General features: G+C 38.4%; 16 protein-coding genes. 14 read left to right on the plus strand and 2 right to left on the minus strand.

The annotated features are described in order from the left end of the window. Positions 1-206: 206 nt before the first annotated feature. The 4 genes from M3600_RS26595 (at position 207) to M3600_RS26610 (ending at position 4,009) form a co-directional block, all read left to right on the plus strand. Positions 207-434 (plus strand): hypothetical protein, encoded by a 228-nt coding sequence (locus M3600_RS26595; protein WP_251648201.1) that lies wholly within the window; start codon positions 207-209, stop codon positions 432-434. A 42-nt stretch (positions 435-476) separates the two neighbouring features. After that, a complete protein-coding gene (locus tag M3600_RS26600) occupies positions 477-836 on the plus strand; it encodes a DUF4181 domain-containing protein (RefSeq protein ID WP_237941492.1) in 360 nt (119 codons plus the stop codon). 255 nt (positions 837-1,091) lie between these two features. Beyond that, positions 1,092-1,658 carry a hypothetical protein gene (locus M3600_RS26605; protein ID WP_233313727.1) on the plus strand — a complete coding sequence of 189 codons (567 nt, stop codon included), beginning with the start codon at positions 1,092-1,094 and terminating at the stop codon, positions 1,656-1,658. A gap of 14 nt (positions 1,659-1,672) precedes the next feature. After that, positions 1,673-4,009, plus strand: coding sequence for a putative bifunctional diguanylate cyclase/phosphodiesterase (locus M3600_RS26610; RefSeq protein WP_251648203.1), 2,337 nt, complete (start codon positions 1,673-1,675; stop codon positions 4,007-4,009). A gap of 32 nt (positions 4,010-4,041) precedes the next feature. Here the strand turns inward: M3600_RS26610 and M3600_RS26615 are convergent, their stop codons facing one another. After that, positions 4,042-5,076, minus strand: a complete 1,035-nt coding sequence (locus tag M3600_RS26615; protein WP_237941490.1) for an AraC family transcriptional regulator — start codon at positions 5,074-5,076, stop codon at positions 4,042-4,044. A 182-nt stretch (positions 5,077-5,258) separates the two neighbouring features. Here M3600_RS26615 and M3600_RS26620 point away from each other — a divergent pair, with 182 nt between their 5' ends. The 10 genes from M3600_RS26620 (at position 5,259) to M3600_RS26665 (ending at position 18,192) form a co-directional block, all read left to right on the plus strand. Then, a complete protein-coding gene (locus tag M3600_RS26620; protein ID WP_233313730.1) occupies positions 5,259-6,662 on the plus strand; it encodes a PTS transporter subunit EIIC in 1,404 nt (467 codons plus the stop codon). Continuing rightward, positions 6,662-9,316 (plus strand): glycosylhydrolase-like jelly roll fold domain-containing protein, encoded by a 2,655-nt coding sequence (locus M3600_RS26625; protein WP_251648204.1) that lies wholly within the window; start codon positions 6,662-6,664, stop codon positions 9,314-9,316. The genes M3600_RS26620 and M3600_RS26625 overlap by 1 nt, the downstream gene beginning before the upstream one ends. 148 nt (positions 9,317-9,464) lie before the next feature. Next, on the plus strand, positions 9,465-10,430 hold the full coding sequence (locus M3600_RS26630) for an AraC family transcriptional regulator (RefSeq protein WP_233313732.1): 966 nt from the start codon (positions 9,465-9,467) through the stop codon (positions 10,428-10,430). 151 nt (positions 10,431-10,581) lie between these two features. Next, positions 10,582-11,994 (plus strand): rhamnulokinase, encoded by a 1,413-nt coding sequence (gene rhaB / locus M3600_RS26635; protein ID WP_251648205.1) that lies wholly within the window; start codon positions 10,582-10,584, stop codon positions 11,992-11,994. A gap of 12 nt (positions 11,995-12,006) precedes the next feature. Next, positions 12,007-13,260 (plus strand): L-rhamnose isomerase, encoded by a 1,254-nt coding sequence (gene rhaA / locus M3600_RS26640; RefSeq protein ID WP_233314748.1) that lies wholly within the window; start codon positions 12,007-12,009, stop codon positions 13,258-13,260. Positions 13,261-13,340: 80 nt separating this feature from the next. Then, on the plus strand, positions 13,341-13,655 hold the full coding sequence (gene rhaM, locus M3600_RS26645) for an L-rhamnose mutarotase (protein ID WP_233313734.1): 315 nt from the start codon (positions 13,341-13,343) through the stop codon (positions 13,653-13,655). 41 nt (positions 13,656-13,696) lie between these two features. Beyond that, positions 13,697-15,019: an MFS transporter gene (locus tag M3600_RS26650; protein WP_233313735.1), complete on the plus strand. Its 1,323-nt coding sequence runs from the start codon at positions 13,697-13,699 to the stop codon at positions 15,017-15,019. 165 nt (positions 15,020-15,184) lie between these two features. Beyond that, positions 15,185-15,946 carry a DeoR/GlpR family DNA-binding transcription regulator gene (locus M3600_RS26655; RefSeq protein ID WP_237941486.1) on the plus strand — a complete coding sequence of 254 codons (762 nt, stop codon included), beginning with the start codon at positions 15,185-15,187 and terminating at the stop codon, positions 15,944-15,946. A gap of 193 nt (positions 15,947-16,139) precedes the next feature. Beyond that, complete coding sequence (gene rhaD, locus M3600_RS26660) at positions 16,140-16,976, plus strand: rhamnulose-1-phosphate aldolase (protein WP_251648207.1); 837 nt, start codon at positions 16,140-16,142, stop codon at positions 16,974-16,976. 64 nt (positions 16,977-17,040) lie between these two features. Then, positions 17,041-18,192 carry an iron-containing alcohol dehydrogenase gene (locus M3600_RS26665; protein WP_237941484.1) on the plus strand — a complete coding sequence of 384 codons (1,152 nt, stop codon included), beginning with the start codon at positions 17,041-17,043 and terminating at the stop codon, positions 18,190-18,192. Positions 18,193-18,290: 98 nt separating this feature from the next. Here M3600_RS26665 and M3600_RS26670 read toward each other — a convergent pair. Continuing rightward, the coding region (locus tag M3600_RS26670; RefSeq protein ID WP_164849711.1) for an IS3 family transposase at positions 18,291-18,378 on the minus strand (88 nt) is incomplete at its 5' end.

The raw sequence follows: 18,378 nt of genomic DNA on the forward strand, positions 1-18,378 counted from the left end.
GCATGTGAAAAATGTGGGGGTGAAATGTATCCTGAGTATTATAAAGGGGTACATGGCATAGAGTACAAATTATCGGATATTCTCTAACCATGAAAAGGACCGGGCTATGCCCGGTTTTTCTTATTTTTCATAAACATGCTCAGAAAAAAGTCTATCTGTTAATAACTGTAAAGGTTATAATGGATAAATAAGGAAGGAGTTGTTATGTGCATAAAAATCTTTTGGCCTATTCCATAATTTTTCTAGGACTTTGCGTAGCAGCAGGCTGCTGGGGCATTGCCAGCTCTTTAAAATCAGAAGGAAACTATGAGGTAATTCCAGTAAACGATAATAATATTCTTTTATTCAATAAAGAAACCGGTGAGTATTGGCAAAAATTTGTGCCGTCTAAAAGGACCGACAGACTGGGAGAAGCAAGATTCACCTGTAGCTGACTAAGCTAAACAATAGAAAATAGAGAGGAAATAATAAGCAGCATGAAATATATCATCTTATTTGCCATAGTATGGGCAGGTGTATACTTAATTGAAAAACTCCTATTTAAATTGCTGGGTGTTCAAAAAAAGAAGGTATCTAAAACAGAGGGAAAGAAGGCAGACATATTCGGAAGGGTAATCATCGCCATATTAATCGTTTGTACCTCGCCGTTTATATTGGATGCCGATAGCTCCTTTATCTGGCCGGCATATTTGCTTGTCATATTCGGATACGAAGCATTCATGGAATGGAAATACATAAAAGGATCAAAACAATATATTGGCACCATTATTTTCATGATTATCTTTGGAGTAGCATTTTATCTCGCCATATATTTTGAATGGATACTTAAAGTCTAATTGCTAAGCGGATACCCGCTTAGCTTTTTTATTCTCTTGTAAATAAATTTTACGTATCCAAATAAAGTAAGAAATGTCTAAATCAGCAATAAAATTATCCGCTTTTTTGACAGTTGTGGAACCTACTGGAAAACGTTTTCATTTTATTAGATTTTTTTCACTTTTTTCGTTACTAGCTTAAGAAAAAATAAGTATAATAACCTTGCATACATACTAGAAAGGCATAAAGCTTGTAATTTATGGGAGGGAAGTAATGTGTATATGAAAGTTGATTCGTTTGCATTGCTTAATGAGTTTAATCAAATCTGGATGGAGTGCTGGGTTGAAAAGGGATATGGCTTTGAAATGTCTGAGATGGATGCAGACCGTTTTTTAATAATTGATCCAAATGAACAAAAAGTAGGAACTATTGAATTTAAGCCATATTCTCTCCATCCGACTAATAATATTAACAGTGTTTTCCCCTTTCACGAGCTGGAGAAAATTAAATCGTTGAAACTAGAGCAAATTATGGAGATTGATAAGGTAGCAATTTTAAAGAACCATCGCGGCAAAAATTTAGAAAGGCTGTTAACTTTGTATGTGGATTACGCACAATCCCGCCAAATCACCCATTGTGTCGTTCTTTTGGAAAGAGTTTTTTTTCGAGCATTAAAAACTGTTTACAAAATACCACTGGAAACTGCCGGCGAAAAAATATACTATAAAGGAGATTATGTCATTCCTGCTATCCTATATCCACAAGAGATATATGAACATAAAGATAAATTTTCTTGGCTGATTCAGCCAAAAGATATAAAAAGAAAAACGATATTTAAATAAGAATGGAGATATAGATGTCTAGTCTAAGTACAAAACGGTTTGCCTATTCCTTTATCGTTTTTTTTATTGTGGCAAACGTCCTTTGGAATATCATCTTCAGCAGCAATCAACAGCTGCTGGACTGGGGCGGTGTAAGCTTCCAGTTGATTGCCTGCAGTGCATCTATCTATTGGATCCTATCCACATTTTTAAAAGATAAAACTTCAGCTAAAAGCTTTTGGCTTTTGCTTGCATTAGGGGTGCTGTTCTATCTTGTCGGCACAATGCTTTGGAGCTATAACCAATTTATTTTAAATAATAATAGCGGCTATGGTAAATTAGCAGAGAAATTTTTTATCGTACAGAACATTTTATATTTTTTGTCCTTGCTTGTCCTGATTAACCAAATTAAAAGTTCGCTTTTAACTATTAGATTTTTGCTGGATATCTTAATTGCGATGTCGGCAGCAGTAACCTTTAGCTGGTTGTTTTTAATTAGACCTTTATTCAGTCAATCTGCTAATATTAGCTTTTCGTTAACAGAATTGATTTATCCCATATTAGATCTTATTGTCCTAGTAGGGGTAATTAGTCTTTTTAATACATCGAAAAGAGTTTTGGCTAAGAAAACTACCTTTCTGCTTGTTGCTGGTTTACTTACACAAATAGTCGCAGACACGATTTTTACTTATCTTAAAGTGATCGATGCTTATTCTGTCAGCAGTATTAATGAACCAATGTGGATATTATCAGCCCTTTTAATTGGGCTCTCAGGTATCTATCATCAACCAGCGCCTGCTTTTGCATTATCGCGCAATAACACACAGGAAAATGAAAATATTTACATAAAGCATATTATTCCCTATTTTGGTGTATTGATATTGACCTTCTATTTTACGTATTTGCTGTATGGCACACATCCGGTTTTTCTTGGATTATCCATCAGTATTATCCTGCTGATAATAAGGCAAATCTTTACATTGCTTGAAAACGACAGATTAGTCGATGATTTAAACAAATTAAATGAAGGTTTAGAGCAGAAGGTAAAAGAAAGGACAGACAAGCTCGTCGAAATTATCAATTCGATGGAATACCTTGCCTTTCATGATGTTGTTACAGGACTGCCAAATCGCAGGTATATGGAAAAGCGGCTTGCACAGGCTTTAGAGAATAACTGCTCAAGTAAAAAGCTTGCCTTTATCCTTCTGGATTTAGACCGATTCAAGCATATAAATGACAGTCTTGGCCATTCCTATGGTGACTTGCTTTTGAAGGAAGTGGGGGAAAGATTGTCAGCCAACGTTTCCCCAAATGGGGTTGTCTGCAGAATTGGCGGTGATGAGTATGCGCTCCTGATTGAAAATGCAGAGATCTGTAAAATCGAAGAACTTGCGCAATTAATACTTAAGAGCTTGCGAGAGTCCTATTTTATAAATAATGTTGAATTGAATATTACACCAAGTATTGGCATTGCTATGTATCCTGATCACGGCAGCGACCTAGATGCTTTATTGATGAAGGCAGATACGGCCATGTACAATGTGAAAGAAAATGGTAAAGATCATTTTAAAGTATATAATGGCTCCATGAGTATGAAGTCTATAATGGAATTAGAGCGCTCGATAAGAAAAGGGCTTGAACGAAATGAATTCATCTTGCATTACCAGCCGCAAATATCCTTACACACTCGTCAAATTGTTGGCGTGGAAGCATTGGTGCGCTGGGAGCGACCAGGAATCGGTCTTGTTCCGCCAGGTGAGTTTATTCCCATAGCTGAGGAAACAGGCCTCATTTTGCCAATCGGAGAAAGTGTTTTATGGCAGGCTTGCAGGCAGTCTGTGCTATGGTGTAAAAAGGGATTCCCTGATTTACGAATTGCTGTCAATATTTCATCTCTGCAGTTTCAGCAAGAGAATTTCGTTAACCTAGTAAAGACGATTATGAACGAAACTGGTGCAAATCCAAAAAACATTGAGCTAGAAATAACGGAGAGTATTGCGATGGGACCAATTGAACAAAATATGTCCAAGCTTGCTTGTCTAAAGGAAATGGGCTTTAATATTGCCATTGATGATTTTGGAACAGGCTATTCCTCTTTGCATTATTTAAGCAAATTTCAGATTGACAGATTAAAAATTGACCGGTCTTTCATCACCTCGTTGGAAAAAAGCGAGAAAGATACAGCGATTGTCCGAATGATTGTAATGATGTCAAAGGCATTAAACGTAAAAGTTATTGCGGAAGGTGTAGAAGACGAACATCAAAGAGCATTTCTAGAAGAAGTCCAATGTGATGAATTGCAAGGTTACTTGTTCAGCCGGCCGCTAAATGTGGAAGACTGTGAGAAGTTTCTTGTGAACAATGCATTGTGACAGAATAATGGAATCAAAAAGCACGCCCACATTTAAGAAATGGGCGTGCTTTTTTGTCCAAGGTGAATATTCCTTTGATACTCTTTAGGTGTCACATTATATCTCTCTTTAAAGATTCTATTAAAGAAGCCATGATTTTGATATCCTATTTCATTTAAAATTTCGGCAATTGTCATGGATGTGTGATTTAGCAAATAGGAAGCTTTGTTAAGCTTTTGTTCCTGAAGTAGCTGTTTGAAGCTTTTCCCAGTACTTTTTTTAATAAGCCTGCTTAAATAGTTGGGATGGAAGCTGAAATGCTGTGCTACCTCTTGTAAGGTACAGCTTTGAAAATTTTCCTCCATGTATAGAAGGATATCCAATATCGGATTCTGTTTCCCATTAGCCGATTTGCTGTTATTGTCTGTTTGAAAATGCCGAAGCATTTCTGCAAAGATTAATACCATATAAGCGTTGATAATATCTTTTGAGCAAAAGCTAGGTTCGTAGAATTCACATAACAGATTCTCGACGTGTGAGCCTAGCTTATCACTGTTCTGACAGTGAAATAAAAGAAAGCGGTTATGCAGGCGATCATGTGATATAGCCTCTAATATAAAGTCGGAAATAATGCTATTGCTTGACAGCTGTCCGAGCATGGAAGCAGTAAAGTAGCTTTTATCCATGAGAATATTGATGATAATATCCTTTTCCTCTGCATCACAGATTGTATGAGGCACGTTTGTATCCATGATACAAACATCTCCGCACTGTAACGGGATAACTTTATCCTGGACGATAGCCGTGCAGGTCCCTGCATATACATAGTTCATTTCTATATAGTCATGAATATGGAAAGGAATAGTAGAATACCTGGAATGCTTAACAATTTCAAGAGTTGGGTTAGGCGGAGAATAGGCATTCTCCTTTTTTTGATCGTTGAACTTGAAGACATATACTTTTTGGTTATTAAGCTCTATGCTGTCACAGCTATCAAACAAGGAATTATAGTAATCTGGATTGGTTTTATAATAGAGCTCTCTGTCAGACATAGTAAACAAGAGCTCCATTAATTCAGTTTTTTGCATGCTCCACCTCTTTCTAAAAAGTTAAGTTTGGTAAAGTAAGTAGTTATATTCAGCAATTTTAATATAAATATATTTACATTACAATAAAAATTGTTAGCGGTTCCAATAACGATATTACTGAATTAACGTAATGCAAAGGCAGGTAAATTAGTTGGTCATATACCGATAGAGGAGTGGCGTAAATGGATTATACAAAGTTGGCAGAAAGTGTTGTTTCTGAAATTGGAGGCAAGGAAAATGTTTCAAGCATTACACATTGTATGACAAGGCTGCGATTCGTGCTGAAGGATGAAAGCAAAGCAAACACAGAAGCCATAAAAAAAATACAAGGTGTATTAGGAACAGCTGTATCTGGCGGACAATATCAGATAATTGTTGGAACAGGAGTGTCGAAAGCATATGATCAGGTTATAAAACTGCTATCGATAGAGCATGAGCAGTCTGCACAAAATACCGAACGTTCTAGTCAAGTCAAAGAAGGGGCATTTAATCGCTTTTTTAAACTCATATCTGGCATTCTCTTCCCAGTAATGGGTGTCATGACAGCCGCCGGTATCATAAAGGGCTTGCTTGCAGGTTTTACTTCCTTTCAGCTGCTATCAACTGAAAGTGGCACCTATCAAATATTGTACGCTTTTTCAGATGGATTCTTCTATTTTATGCCGATTATTCTTGGCGTTTCTGCTGCGATGAAACTGAACTCCAATCCATTTGTGGCAGCAACGATTGGAGCAGGGCTCGTTTACCCTAATATTACTGCTCTTTACAATGAAGGAGCTCATATTACGTTCCTGCAAATACCGGTTGTGCTGGCGAGTTATGGAAATTCGGTGTTTCCGATTATTGCAGCAGTTGCCTTGGCAGCATTTATAGAAAAAAGAATAAAAGATAAAGTGCCGGATGCGGTGAAGTTCTTCCTGACTCCGCTCCTTGTTCTCATCATTACAGTACCTACAACCTTTTTATTAATTGGACCGCTGATGACTTATTTAAGTGATATTCTTGCATCTGGTACACAAGCAGTTTATGGGATAAGCCCAGTAATAACAGGAATAATCCTTGGAGCATTTTGGCAATTGGTCGTTATCTTTGGTCTGCATTATGCGTTTATCCCGATTCTAATGAACAATATTACAACAATGGGAGAAGACCCGATCAATGCCATTTTAAATGTAACCGTATTTGCCTTGGCAGGAGCAGCCATTGGTTTTGCTTTAAAGCAAAAAGATAAAGCGAATCGCTCACTAGGATTTTCGACAGGCATGACAGGGCTCTTTGGAGTAACGGAGCCGATTATTTACAGTATTGCGATTCCCTACAAAAAGCCATTTGTCGCTGCCTTTATAGGTGGAGGAATTGCCGGGGGCATAACAGCCTTTATGAATGCAAAAATGTATGGATTTGGCGGCAATGCACTTTTCGCTGCACCACTGTTCATCAATCCAAAAGGGATTGATTCTAGCTTTACAGCTTATATAATTTCAGCGCTTGTAGCATTTTTCGTAACATTAGCTATTACTTATATTCTGACTGGAAAGCAAACAGCTAAATTAATGGTTAATAAAGATAAGGGCAGGGAGATATAATGGAAAAATTAACTAAATTATTAACGAAGCAAGAAAATAATTATATATTTCCTTTTCTATGGATGCATGGAGAGTCTGAGGAAGTAATTGAGGAATATATGCACGAAATTTATAAAAGCGGGATAAGAGCGGTTTGCGTCGAGCCCCGGCCCCATCCTGATTTTGTCGGTGAAAGATGGTGGAAAGATTTACAGATCGTATTAGAAGTGGCTAAGGAAAAGAACATGAAGGTATGGTTGTTTGATGATGCACATTTTCCAACAGGCTATGCAAACGGGGCAATAATAAAGCATCATCCAGAATTAAGAAAGAAATTTTTAAAAATAACACAGCTTGATTTTCATGGCCCGCAAAGAGATGCTGGCATTATCGTTAGACATGCAAGTGGGGACCGAAATTCAATTCTGTCTGTAGGAACAGACGGAACTGCGGAAATAAACGGACAAAAGGACACAGCTGACCAGATTATTGGCATAATAGCTGCAAAAATCATAGATTACAATACAGTCGATACCGATACACTTGTTGATATTACGAAGCATTTAGAAAATGGTGTTGTTTATTGGGATGTTCCAGAAGGCAATTGGCGAATTTTTATTTTAGTAGAAACTTTCAGCGGTGGAGAAAGATCAACAGAAGGTTATTTAAATCCAATTGATCCAAATGCCACCCAAGTATTAATAGATACAGTTTATCAGCCTCATTTTGACAAATTCTCATCGCATTTCGGGACAACGATTGCTGGTTTTTTTACAGATGAACCTAGATTCGGCAATATAAAAGGCCCGGATGCTATTATCGGAAAAACGGAAATGGTGCTGCCGTGGCATGCAAACATCGTTGCTTTGTTGGAGGAGACATTCGGAAAATCAGCCAAGGAACTATTGCCTCTGCTCCTTACAGATGGTACAAAAAAACAGCATCAAATAAGGCATGCTTATATGAATCTCGTTTCAAAAATGTATGCAGAAAATTTTACAAATAAACTAGCTCACTGGTGTACTGAGCATGGGGTAGAATATGTTGGTCATTTAATAGAGGATAATAATGCACATGGAAGATTAGGCTATGGTGCCGGACATTTCTTCCGCGCACTTGGCGGCCAAAGTATGTCAGGCATTGATGTAGTCTTGCATCAGCTCCTTCCTGGAATGGATGAAGGCTATTTCAAAACATTCACTTCAACAGGATGGGACGGAGAATTCTTTCATTATGGCTTAGGTAAACTTGGGGCATCGCTTGGTCATTTGGACTCCCAGAAAAAAGGCAGAACAATGTGTGAAATATACGGAGCCTACGGCTGGTCTGAAGGATTAAATCTGATGAAATGGATGACAGACCATATGCTTGTTAGAGGAATCAATCACTTTGTGCCCCATTCTTTTGACATGGCACCATTTCCAGATGCAGACTGTCCGCCCCATTTTTATGCACATGGCATCAATCCGCAGCATCGCTATTTGCATTTATTAATGAATTATACAAATCGGGTGTCAGAGCTATTAAGTGACGGTCAGCATGTCGCCACATCACTAATTCTTTATCATGCAGAAGCAGAGTGGTCAGGGAATGCAATGCTTTTCCAAAAACCAGCAAAGGTATTAACACAGAATCAAATCGATTTTGATATAGTATCACTAGACTTGCTTATGAATGCTGAGGTGAAAAATAATAAAATCCTCTTACATCAGGAGGAGTTTCATAACCTAGTCATTCCATATGCAGAACGGCTGCCGAAAGCATTCTTTGAAAAAGCAGCACAGCTGATTCGCGCCGGAGCAATGCTGATATTTATAAATGCTCTCCCTGTTGGAGCAAGTGAGGATGATTTAGTAAGTGACGAAATAAAATGGCTAGAAGAATCAGAACAAGTCAAGATAGTGCCTTTAGAAAAGCTTGCAAGCATGATGAGAGCAGAAGGGGCCTATGAAATTATGTTAGAAAAGGCAGCAGCTGACCTGCGATATTACCAATACCGTCATTTAGAAAACACCGTGTATATGTTTTTTAATGAATCACCAGATAGTGAGATTATCAATAAAGTGACACTCAAGGAATCAGGTTATCTATATAAATATGATCCATGGGAAAACAATTGCCTTCGTTGGGTGGAGACAATTCAAAATGAAATTCCATTATTCTTGGCACCGCAGGAAGCAGCAATATGGATTGTGTCCGATTGTCAGCTCGACGCTCAACAAGTTCCTGCCAGCAAGCAAACGGGAGAATGTGAAATAACTGGCCCGTGGGAGGTTGCATTAGCAACAGCAGCTGAGTATCCGAGCTTCCATAAAAGCTTTGTGTTGGAGGAATTAACAAACATCGCTAAACCTTCTTTGTATCCAGCATTTTCTGGTAGTGTTCGATACCAAAAAGAGTTATTCATAAATGATTGTTCAACTGATTATCAGCTTGATTTAGGCGAAGCTTATGAAATTGCCGAAGTGTTTATAAATGGCTCTTCTGCAGGAGTAAAGGTAAGTAAGCCATACGTTTATGATATTTCTCCTTTTGTTCAAAAAGGCCGGAATTTGTTGACAGTGGAAGTGACGAATACACTTGGAACTGCCCAAAAAGACTATCTTTCTCAATACAGAATCTTGCAGCCAACTGGGCTGCTTGGAAGTGTGAAACTAAAAACATTTCAAAAATAGTCGCAGCTAAAACAGGACTGGTTTTATATCAGTCCTGTTTTTTTTTTTTTTTTTTAGTAAAACGGTTTCATTTTTTGATTGCCTAAACTTTGAGATTGTTAGTAATATAGTAATGAAGCTTCTAACAGAGAAGTCAGGGGGAATTTATATGGATGCACTTCTTTTAAAGCAATTAATGGAACTGACAGAAGAAGAGGCCGAGATATTATCTCAAGAGAAAAAGGTCAGGAAAGACCTTTATACAAGTCAAAATCATTTCATTATTGAAAGTGAAAAATTTCTGGATAAAAACAAAATGATAACCGTTAGGAAACATACTAGATTTATTGATTTTCCAAAGCACAAACATAACTATATTGAAATTAATTATGTTGTGAAGGGAGAACTGCGGCAAAAGGTAGATAATAACGCCATTATTTTGAAAAAAGGGGAGCTGCTTTTTCTTAATCAGCATATCGAGCATGAGATTGAGGCATGCGGGGAAGATGATCTTGTCCTTAATTTCATTATTCAGCCATTGTTTTTTCAATTTATCTTTCAATACTTAAACGGTGAGAATATCATTACCGAGTTTTTAATTAACAGCTTATTTAATCACACGCAAAATGGACAATATTTATATTATGCTGTAGCAGATGTGGCGGAAATTCAAGTACTGGTTGAAAATCTCATTAAGGAGGAGAACGCAAACTCCCTGCTAGCAGAATCAAAAATGAAGCTGTATATGGGTCTGCTTTTAATTGAGCTTGTGAAAAATACGGATAAAATCACGAAAAACCTTTCATCCTCTTCTCAGCATTTCCTTATTGTTGAATCATTAAAATATATTGAAGAGCACTATAAAAGCGGCACTCTTCAGGAGCTTGCCAATCACTTAATGCAATCTAGCTCAAGCTTAAGTAAAAATATTAAAAAAGCGACTGGCTTTACATTTAAAGATTTAATACAGGAAAAGCGCTTAACGAAAGCGAAAGAACTACTGGAAACGACCGATTTTCCTGTCCGGACCGTAGTGGAAGAAGTAGGCTATGATAATATCAGTTATTTTTACCGAATCTTTAAAGAAAAATATAAGAAAACACCAAAAGAACTGAGAAAAGCACTGGCAAGGTAGCGAAACTTGCCGGTTTTTTTGTGGTTAATTTTACTCTTTAGGAATTTAAGGACAACAAATAAGAAAAATAACGTTATTTTATTATGCGTTTTCATTCAGTAAAATACTAATTAGGAAACGTTTTCAAAAGGGGAACAAGGAGAGGTATTATATGAACAAATCTGTCTTGGCCGTTGATATTGGAGCCTCAAGCGGACGACTGATGCTCGGTTCTTTAAAACAGGGGAGACTGTTTTTGGAAGAAGTGCACCGCTTTTCGAACAGCATTGTCAAAAAAGGACAATACTATTGCTGGGATTTAGAGCAGCTCTTTGTCGAAATAAAACAAGGAATAAAAAAATGCAGTGATTTAAATGTAAAGCCGGAAAGTATCGGCATTGATACATGGGCAGTCGACTTTGTACTGCTCGATGATAACGGTGAGCTGCTGACAGAGGCAGTGTCTTACAGGGATGACCGGACTGACGGCATGATGGAGGAGGTTTTCGAGCATATCATCAAGGAAAGGATTTACTTGGAAACCGGCATTCAGTTTCAAAAATTCAATACGATGTATCAGCTCCGCGCCCTTCAGAAAACAGATCAAGAAAGTTTGGATAAAGCATCTACATTTTTAATGATTCCAGATTACTTCCATTACTTGCTGACAGGTAAAGCGGTTAATGAATATACTAATGCCACGTCCACACAGCTCGTTAATGCCTTTACGAAAAAGTGGGATAAACAATTGCTTGAAGCGATTTCTATCAAACCAGAAATCTTTCAGGAAATCAAAACACCAGGCACCGTATTAGGAGAAATAAAAGAAGAGTTGGCAGAGGAATTCGGGTTCAGCTTAAAGGTTGTGCTGCCTGCGACACATGACACTGCTTCTGCCGTAATTGCAGTGCCGGAACATGAGGAGACTATTTATATCAGTTCAGGCACATGGTCTTTAATTGGAGTAGAAAACAGGTTCCCGATATGTGTGACGAAGGCATTGGATTACAACTTCACAAATGAAGGAGGCATTGACTACCGCTTCCGGTTTTTGAAGAACATCATGGGATTATGGATGATTCAAGAAGTGCGCAGAAATTATGATAATCAATATTCATTTGCTGAATTTGTGGAGCTGGCAAAAGCGGCAAGCCACTTCACATCGATTGTCAATGTTAACGATGACCGTTTTTTAAATCCAGAAAATATGATAGAAGAAATACAAAAATACTGTGCAGAAACAAATCAAGCTATTCCTTCAACACCAGGTGAGATCGCCAAATGTGTATATGACTCTCTAGTAGAGTGCTATGTTGCAGCAATTGGTGAAATTGAAGAAATCTTCGAGAAGAAATTTACAAAGATTAATATTATCGGCGGGGGCTGTCAAAACGAACTGCTGAACCAGCTCATAGCTGATGCCACAAAAAAGCAAGTGTTTGCAGGGCCTGTTGAGGCAACAGCAATCGGCAATATCGTTTCGCAATTAATTGCTTTAGGAGAAATAAAGGATATACATGAAGCGAGGAAGTTAATAAAGCATTCTTTTGATGTAAAAGGATATGAAGCAGCACAAACAATATGAGGAGGCGCAATGATGTCAGTAAAAGAAAACTTTGAAGCAGCAAAAAAACAATACGAACAATGGGGCGTGGATGTAGAGGCAGCCTTGAAAAAGTTACAAGAGATTCCTATTTCCATACATTGTTGGCAAGGTGATGATATTGGCGGATTTGAGGCCAATCCAAGTGAATTGTCAGGCGGGATTGATGTAACAGGCAATTATCCTGGCAAAGCAACTACACCTGAACAGCTGCGCAGTGATTTAGAAGTAGCTTTATCGCTCATTCCCGGCAAACATCGCGTAAACTTGCATGCCATTTATGCAGAAACAAACGGAGAAGCGGTCGAAAGGGATGAAATTGAACCGAAGCATTTCGAAAATTGGGTAGCTTGGGCTAAAGAGCAAGGATTAGGCCTTGATTTTAACCCGACTTTATTTTCTCATAAAAAAGCAGAAGACGGACTGACACTTTCTCATCCAGACGAAGACATCCGTGAGTTTTGGATCAGACACTGTATTAAAAGCAGACAAATTGCAGAGTACTTTGGCAAGGAATTAGGAACGCCTGCATTAACAAATATTTGGATACCAGACGGATATAAAGACATTCCAAGTGACAGACTCACACCTCGTATCCGCTTAAAGGAATCATTAGATAAAATCTATGCTGAAAAAACGGATGAACGCTACAATTTAGATGCAGTAGAAAGCAAAGTCTTTGGCATCGGATCTGAATCATATGTTGTCGGCTCTCATGAGTTTTATATGGGCTATGCCTTAAAAAATAATAAGCTCTGCTTGATGGATACAGGCCATTATCACCCGACTGAAACAGTATCCAATAAGATTTCATCGATGCTGCTGTTTTCCGATAAATTAGCACTTCATGTATCAAGACCTGTCAGATGGGATAGTGACCATGTCGTTATACTTGATGATGAACTAAAAGAAATTGGTCTTGAGATTGTCCGCAATAATGCCATTGACAAGGTGCTTATCGGCTTGGATTTCTTTGACGCAAGCATCAATCGTGTGGCAGCATGGACAATCGGCACAAGAAATATGATTAAGGCATTGCTTAATGCCCTATTGATGCCGAATGAGAAATTAAAACAGCTGCAAGAAAGTGGCAATTTCACAGAAAGATTAGCATTAATGGAAGAATTTAAGACATATCCTTTCGGAGCGGTTTGGGATTATTATTGTGAAACAATGAATGTGCCTGTAAGAGAAACATGGCTGGAAAATGTGAAAGCATATGAACAGGATGTTTTAGCTCAGCGCTAGTTTGTTAACTCCTCCCTAATATTAGGGAGGAGAAAAAAACAACAAAAATGAAAACCTTTACAAAAAAGGGGATGGAGAGTATGATACGCAAAGGCTTTATTATGAATGTTTATCCAGATAAGCATGCTGAATATGAAAAACGCCATAATGAAATATGGCCGGAAATGGTAGCAGCACTTCATGATCATGGTGCAAAAAACTACACGATATTTCTTGATAAAGAGTCAAGCAAGCTGTTTGGCTATGTTGAAATAAAAGATGAGGAAAAATGGAGCAAGATGGCAAGCACTGCCATCAACCAGAAATGGTGGGAATTCATGGAGCCTTTAATGGAAACCAATGCTGATAACAGTCCTGTTACTATTTCATTAGCAGAAGTTTTCCATATGGATTAACGATTTAAAGGTGTGCATGATGACTAAAGGAGAGAGAGAACATGGCGAAAGACAAAAAATTTGCGGCAAAAAACGTAACAGGCTGGAAAGCAACGATTGCTGTAGCAATGGCAAACTATATTGAAGCAGGCTCTATTATCGCCGCTGCAAGCAGTTTAACAATGTGGCAAGCATACTTGAATATTGACAGCATGGGTGTAGGGTTGTTAAGTGCATTAAGTGCAAACGCTTTCGGTGCGGCGATAGGTGCATTGATTGGTGGGCCATTAACAGATAAATTTGGACGGAAATTTATTTTTAGCTATGATTTGCTCGTCTATATGATTGGTGTTGCATTGATTGCAGCCTCTGTCAATTTCCCGATGCTGCTAATCGGAACGATTATTACAGGGTTGGCAGTTGGTGCCGGTGTTCCTGTTTCATGGACGTATATCGCAGAAGAATCTCCGCAGCATAAACGGGCAGCCCATGTCGGAACCGCCCAGTTGGCATGGTCAATTGGTCCAACGTTAACCTTTGTGTTTGCAGTTATTTTGGCTCCACTAGGGCTTGCTGGTTCAAGAATTATTTTTCTACACTTGCTGGTTATCGCGTTTGTGACATGGTATATAAGACGAGGCTTGGATGAATCGAAAATTTGGGAAGAACAACAAGCGAAAGAAAAAGCAGAAGCATTACAAGGCAAAGCAAAAACGAATGTATTGAAGGAATTATTTACATTAAAAGCTAATCGTCAGGCATTGGTTTTGTTAATCGGAATTTATTTATTCTGGAATTTAACAGCAGGTGCAATGGGGTATTTCATGCCGTATATTTATGAAAATGTCGGCGGGTTAAGCACAGGGCAGGCTAATATGCTGCAAGCATTTTTGTGGCTGTTCACCGTGCTGACAACATACTTCCTGTTTATGAAGCTTGGAGATAAGGTCAGCCGGAAAACATTGTTTGGAATTGGAGCAGGCATGGGACTTGTTGCTTGGATTATCCTGACATTCATGCCAATGACATGGCCGACACTGATTGCCTTTGTTATTCTGTGGGGAGCTGCAGCTGGAATTGGTGCACAAGCGTTTTATGCTCTATGGACAAGTGAGCTTTTCCCGACAAAATATCGTGCGAGTGCACAAGGACTTATGTATTTTATCGTACGAACTGGTATTGCAGTCTGGTCGTTTATCCTGCCGCTATTGATGGATACGTTAGGGTTTACTGTTGCAGGTATAGTAATGATTGCCTTCCTTGCGATTCATATGATTATCGGTATAATTCTTGCACCTGACACAAGAGGAAAAACATTGCAGCAAATTGAAAAAGAGCGTTACGGTGATGTGCTTGAGCATAAATCTGTTCATAAAACGGTATAAAGTTTAGCTAATACGAATGGGGGCAAAGGTTATGATACTGATGCCCCTTTTTTTGTAGCTTGTATTATATAAAATAGTAGCTAATTATGGTATAGTAAAAATACAAAATCAAACATAAAACCAAATAAACAAAAATTAGGGACTGTAAAGAAAGGGAGATATTAGTTGCTTGTTGCAGAAAGGCGCAGAAAAATTGTTGAATTAGTAAACGAAAGATTAAGCATTCGCGTATCAGAGCTGAGTGAAATCTTTTCTGTTACAGAAGAAACAATCAGAAGAGACTTAGAAAAGTTAGAACAAGAGCAGCTGTTAAGCAGAAGCCACGGCGGAGCTGTCAGCATTGAAAAAGAAGCAACCGATATTCCGTTTATTGTGCGGGAAATTACCAATTCTGCTGAAAAAAAGGCGATTGCTGCCGAAGCTGTGAAGCTGATTGAGCCAAGTGAGCAAATCTTATTGGACGGAAGCACAACAGCATGGTATATGGCTCAGGAATTGCCTGATATGCCTTTGACGGTTATCACGAATTCTATTAAGGTAGCCCTAGAGCTTAGCAAAAAGGAACAAATTAAAGTTATTTCCACAGGCGGAATGCTCCTTGCCAACTCGCTGTCCTATGTTGGACCCCTGTCAGAACGATCTTTAGACAGCTATTATGTCAACAAGCTGTTTCTATCATGCAAGGGTGTGCATTTGTCAGGCTTAAGTGACTCCAATGAGTGGCAGGCTATATTAAAGAAGAAGATGATCGATATTTCTTCCCAAGTTATCTTGCTTGCCGATTCTTCTAAATTCGGAGTAAAAACCTTCGCTCATATTTGTGATTTGAAAAATGTTCATCATGTCATTTCCGATGTGAACATCCCTGCTGACTATCAGAAGGAGCTGCAGGAAAAAACAATTCCTTATTCTATTGTAAAGATTTGAAACCCAATCATGGGTTTCTTTTTTTATAAGGGAAAACAGACATAAAATGTTCATAAATTCATTATTTTTTCTTTTGTTTGTTTTTGTTTATGTTGACTTATATTTGTTATCCTTTTATGATAAAGATGTAAAAAGACAACATACGAAAAAAGCAAAAATAGCAGATTAAGAGAAAACAAAGGAGTGCATGAGAATGCCAACAAAGGTTCAGAAGAAAAACCTAGAAGACGCCCCCTTCCTGAAGGAAATGTATAATGCTGCTTTTAATATGTGGAGGCTTGGATGGGATGAACGAAATGGCGGCAATATCAGTTATTTGCTGAAGGAAGAAGAGGTGAAAGAATACTTAGATGCGAGTAAGGTGGTACGCACAATACCGATTCCGACGTCTGTAGAAGAACTCGAAGGCAAATTTTTTATCGTAACTGGATCAGGCAAATACTTTAAAAATGCGAAGGAAGACCCTTGCAACACGTTTGGAATTATTAAGGTAGGAGAGAGAGGGCAAAGCATTGATCTGTTGTGGGGATTGGAGGATGGAACACTTCCGACAAGTGAGCTTCCTGCCCATTTCAAAAGTCACACAGAAAGACTAAAGGTGGACAGCGAACATCGTGTTATCATGCATAATCATGCGACAAATATTATTGCCATGACTTTTACTCATGAACTGGATGAAGCAATGTTTACGAAAACCCTCTGGCAAATGTGCACAGAATGCATCGTTGTATTTCCGGACGGAATTGGCATTGTGCCATGGATGATTCCTGGTACGGCAGAAATCGGACTGCAAACAGCACAAAAGATGAAGGAGCATCGCCTCGTCATATGGCCCCATCATGGTATATTCGGTGCAGGTACAACAATTGATGAGACATTCGGTCTAATTGAAACTGCTGAAAAAGCATCGCAAATTTACACAGCAATCGGAGACCCAGCGCGCATAAAACAAACCATAACAGACAGAGAATTAGCTGACTTAGCAAAAGCATTTCATGTTACCCCCCGTCCTGGCATTATTATTGCTTAATAGATTACCGAATCTTTTTCGTTTTATTTGTGAAATATTGAACATATAAAGGAGGATAAACATCATGTCTTCACATGTTTTATATATACCAAGTACGAACTTAATCGGAAGAGGCTGCCTAAATGAAGCAGGCGAATATTTACATCAGCTGAAGTTTACGAAAGCACTGCTTGTAACTGATAAAGTATTAGTAAACAATGGTATTGCAGAAAAAGTGATAAATATACTGAAAAACAATGCTATCGATTATATTATTTACGACGAAGTAAAGCCTAATCCGACAATTGCTAATGTAATGAATGGCTTGCAAGTATTTCAAGAAAATCAATGTGATTGTATCGTTTCTGTCGGTGGAGGTTCACCGCAGGATGCAGCAAAGGCTATTGGCCTTATGGCAGCTAACGGCGGAGATTTAAGAACATACGAAGGTGTGGGAAAAACAGCGCATAAATCTGTCCCGATTGCAGCAGTTAACACAACTGCCGGCACTTCAAGCGAGTATACGATTAACTATGTTATTACAGATGAAGAACGGCAAGTGAAGATGGTGATGGTTGATAAAAACAGTCTTGCAGCAATTTCCATTAATGATCCTGAGCTGATGACGGCAAAACCTGAAGCATTGACAGCTGCTACAGGGATGGATGCTTTAACACATGCGATTGAAGCGATTGTGTCAAAAGGAGCATACAGGATTACAGATGCTCAAGCTTTGGCTGCAGTTGAAATTATCTTTGAATATTTGCCAAAAGCAGTCAAAAATGGGGAGGATCTCAAAGCAAGAGAGCAGATGGTATTCGCCATGTTCCTTGCTGGTGTAGCATTTAATAATGCAGGACTTGGATTTGTCCATGCAATGGCCCACCAGTTAGGCGGCGTTTACGATTTACCTCATGGTGTGTGTAATGCGATGCTTCTGCCAATCGTTGAGAGGGAAAATGCTAAACGAGACCCAAGTAAGTTTCCGGCAATTGCTAAGGCTATTGGAATTCAAACAGAAGGCAAATCAGCTTTGCAATGTGCAGAGGAAGTGATAAATGCAATTGAACAATTAAGCGTTAGTGTGGGTATTCCTGCAACTCTGTCAGAATTAGGCGTATTTGAAGCAGACTTAGATAAGCTTGCTCAGTTTGCGCTTGTGGATGCTTGTGCCCCAGGGAATCCATTTCAGCCTACAAAAGAAGAAGTAATCGCCATGTATAAGGAGATTTTATAAAGTAATATAAAAAGAGGCTGGTACAAAAGTATGTAAGTATACAAAAAAACCAAACTAATAATAAAGTGTACCCTTTGTAAAGGACATTTAAAAAAAGCCTAGGCAGTTTTAAGAAGATGATCTCTGTATTGAACAGGGGTCATCTTTTTTAAGTTCCACTGATATCTATAGTAATTGTAATAAATC

The sequence above is a fragment of the Niallia sp. MER 6 genome (genome assembly GCF_023714395.1).
Lineage (GTDB): Bacteria > Bacillota > Bacilli > Bacillales > Cytobacillaceae > Niallia.

Bases quoted from the DNA above. Each gene is read 5' to 3' on its own strand.
- M3600_RS26600 (WP_237941492.1), top strand. From the start codon at position 477: ATGAAATATATCATCTTATTTGCCATAGTATGGGCAGGTGTATACTTA.
- M3600_RS26610 (WP_251648203.1), top strand. From the start codon at position 1,673: ATGTCTAGTCTAAGTACAAAACGGTTTGCCTATTCCTTTATCGTTTTT.
- M3600_RS26615 (WP_237941490.1), bottom strand. From the start codon at position 5,076: ATGCAAAAAACTGAATTAATGGAGCTCTTGTTTACTATGTCTGACAGA.
- M3600_RS26620 (WP_233313730.1), top strand. From the start codon at position 5,259: ATGGATTATACAAAGTTGGCAGAAAGTGTTGTTTCTGAAATTGGAGGC.
- M3600_RS26625 (WP_251648204.1), top strand. From the start codon at position 6,662: ATGGAAAAATTAACTAAATTATTAACGAAGCAAGAAAATAATTATATA.
- M3600_RS26630 (WP_233313732.1), top strand. From the start codon at position 9,465: ATGGATGCACTTCTTTTAAAGCAATTAATGGAACTGACAGAAGAAGAG.
- rhaB (WP_251648205.1), top strand. From the start codon at position 10,582: ATGAACAAATCTGTCTTGGCCGTTGATATTGGAGCCTCAAGCGGACGA.
- rhaA (WP_233314748.1), top strand. From the start codon at position 12,007: ATGTCAGTAAAAGAAAACTTTGAAGCAGCAAAAAAACAATACGAACAA.
- rhaM (WP_233313734.1), top strand. From the start codon at position 13,341: ATGATACGCAAAGGCTTTATTATGAATGTTTATCCAGATAAGCATGCT.
- M3600_RS26650 (WP_233313735.1), top strand. From the start codon at position 13,697: ATGGCGAAAGACAAAAAATTTGCGGCAAAAAACGTAACAGGCTGGAAA.
- rhaD (WP_251648207.1), top strand. From the start codon at position 16,140: ATGCCAACAAAGGTTCAGAAGAAAAACCTAGAAGACGCCCCCTTCCTG.
- M3600_RS26665 (WP_237941484.1), top strand. From the start codon at position 17,041: ATGTCTTCACATGTTTTATATATACCAAGTACGAACTTAATCGGAAGA.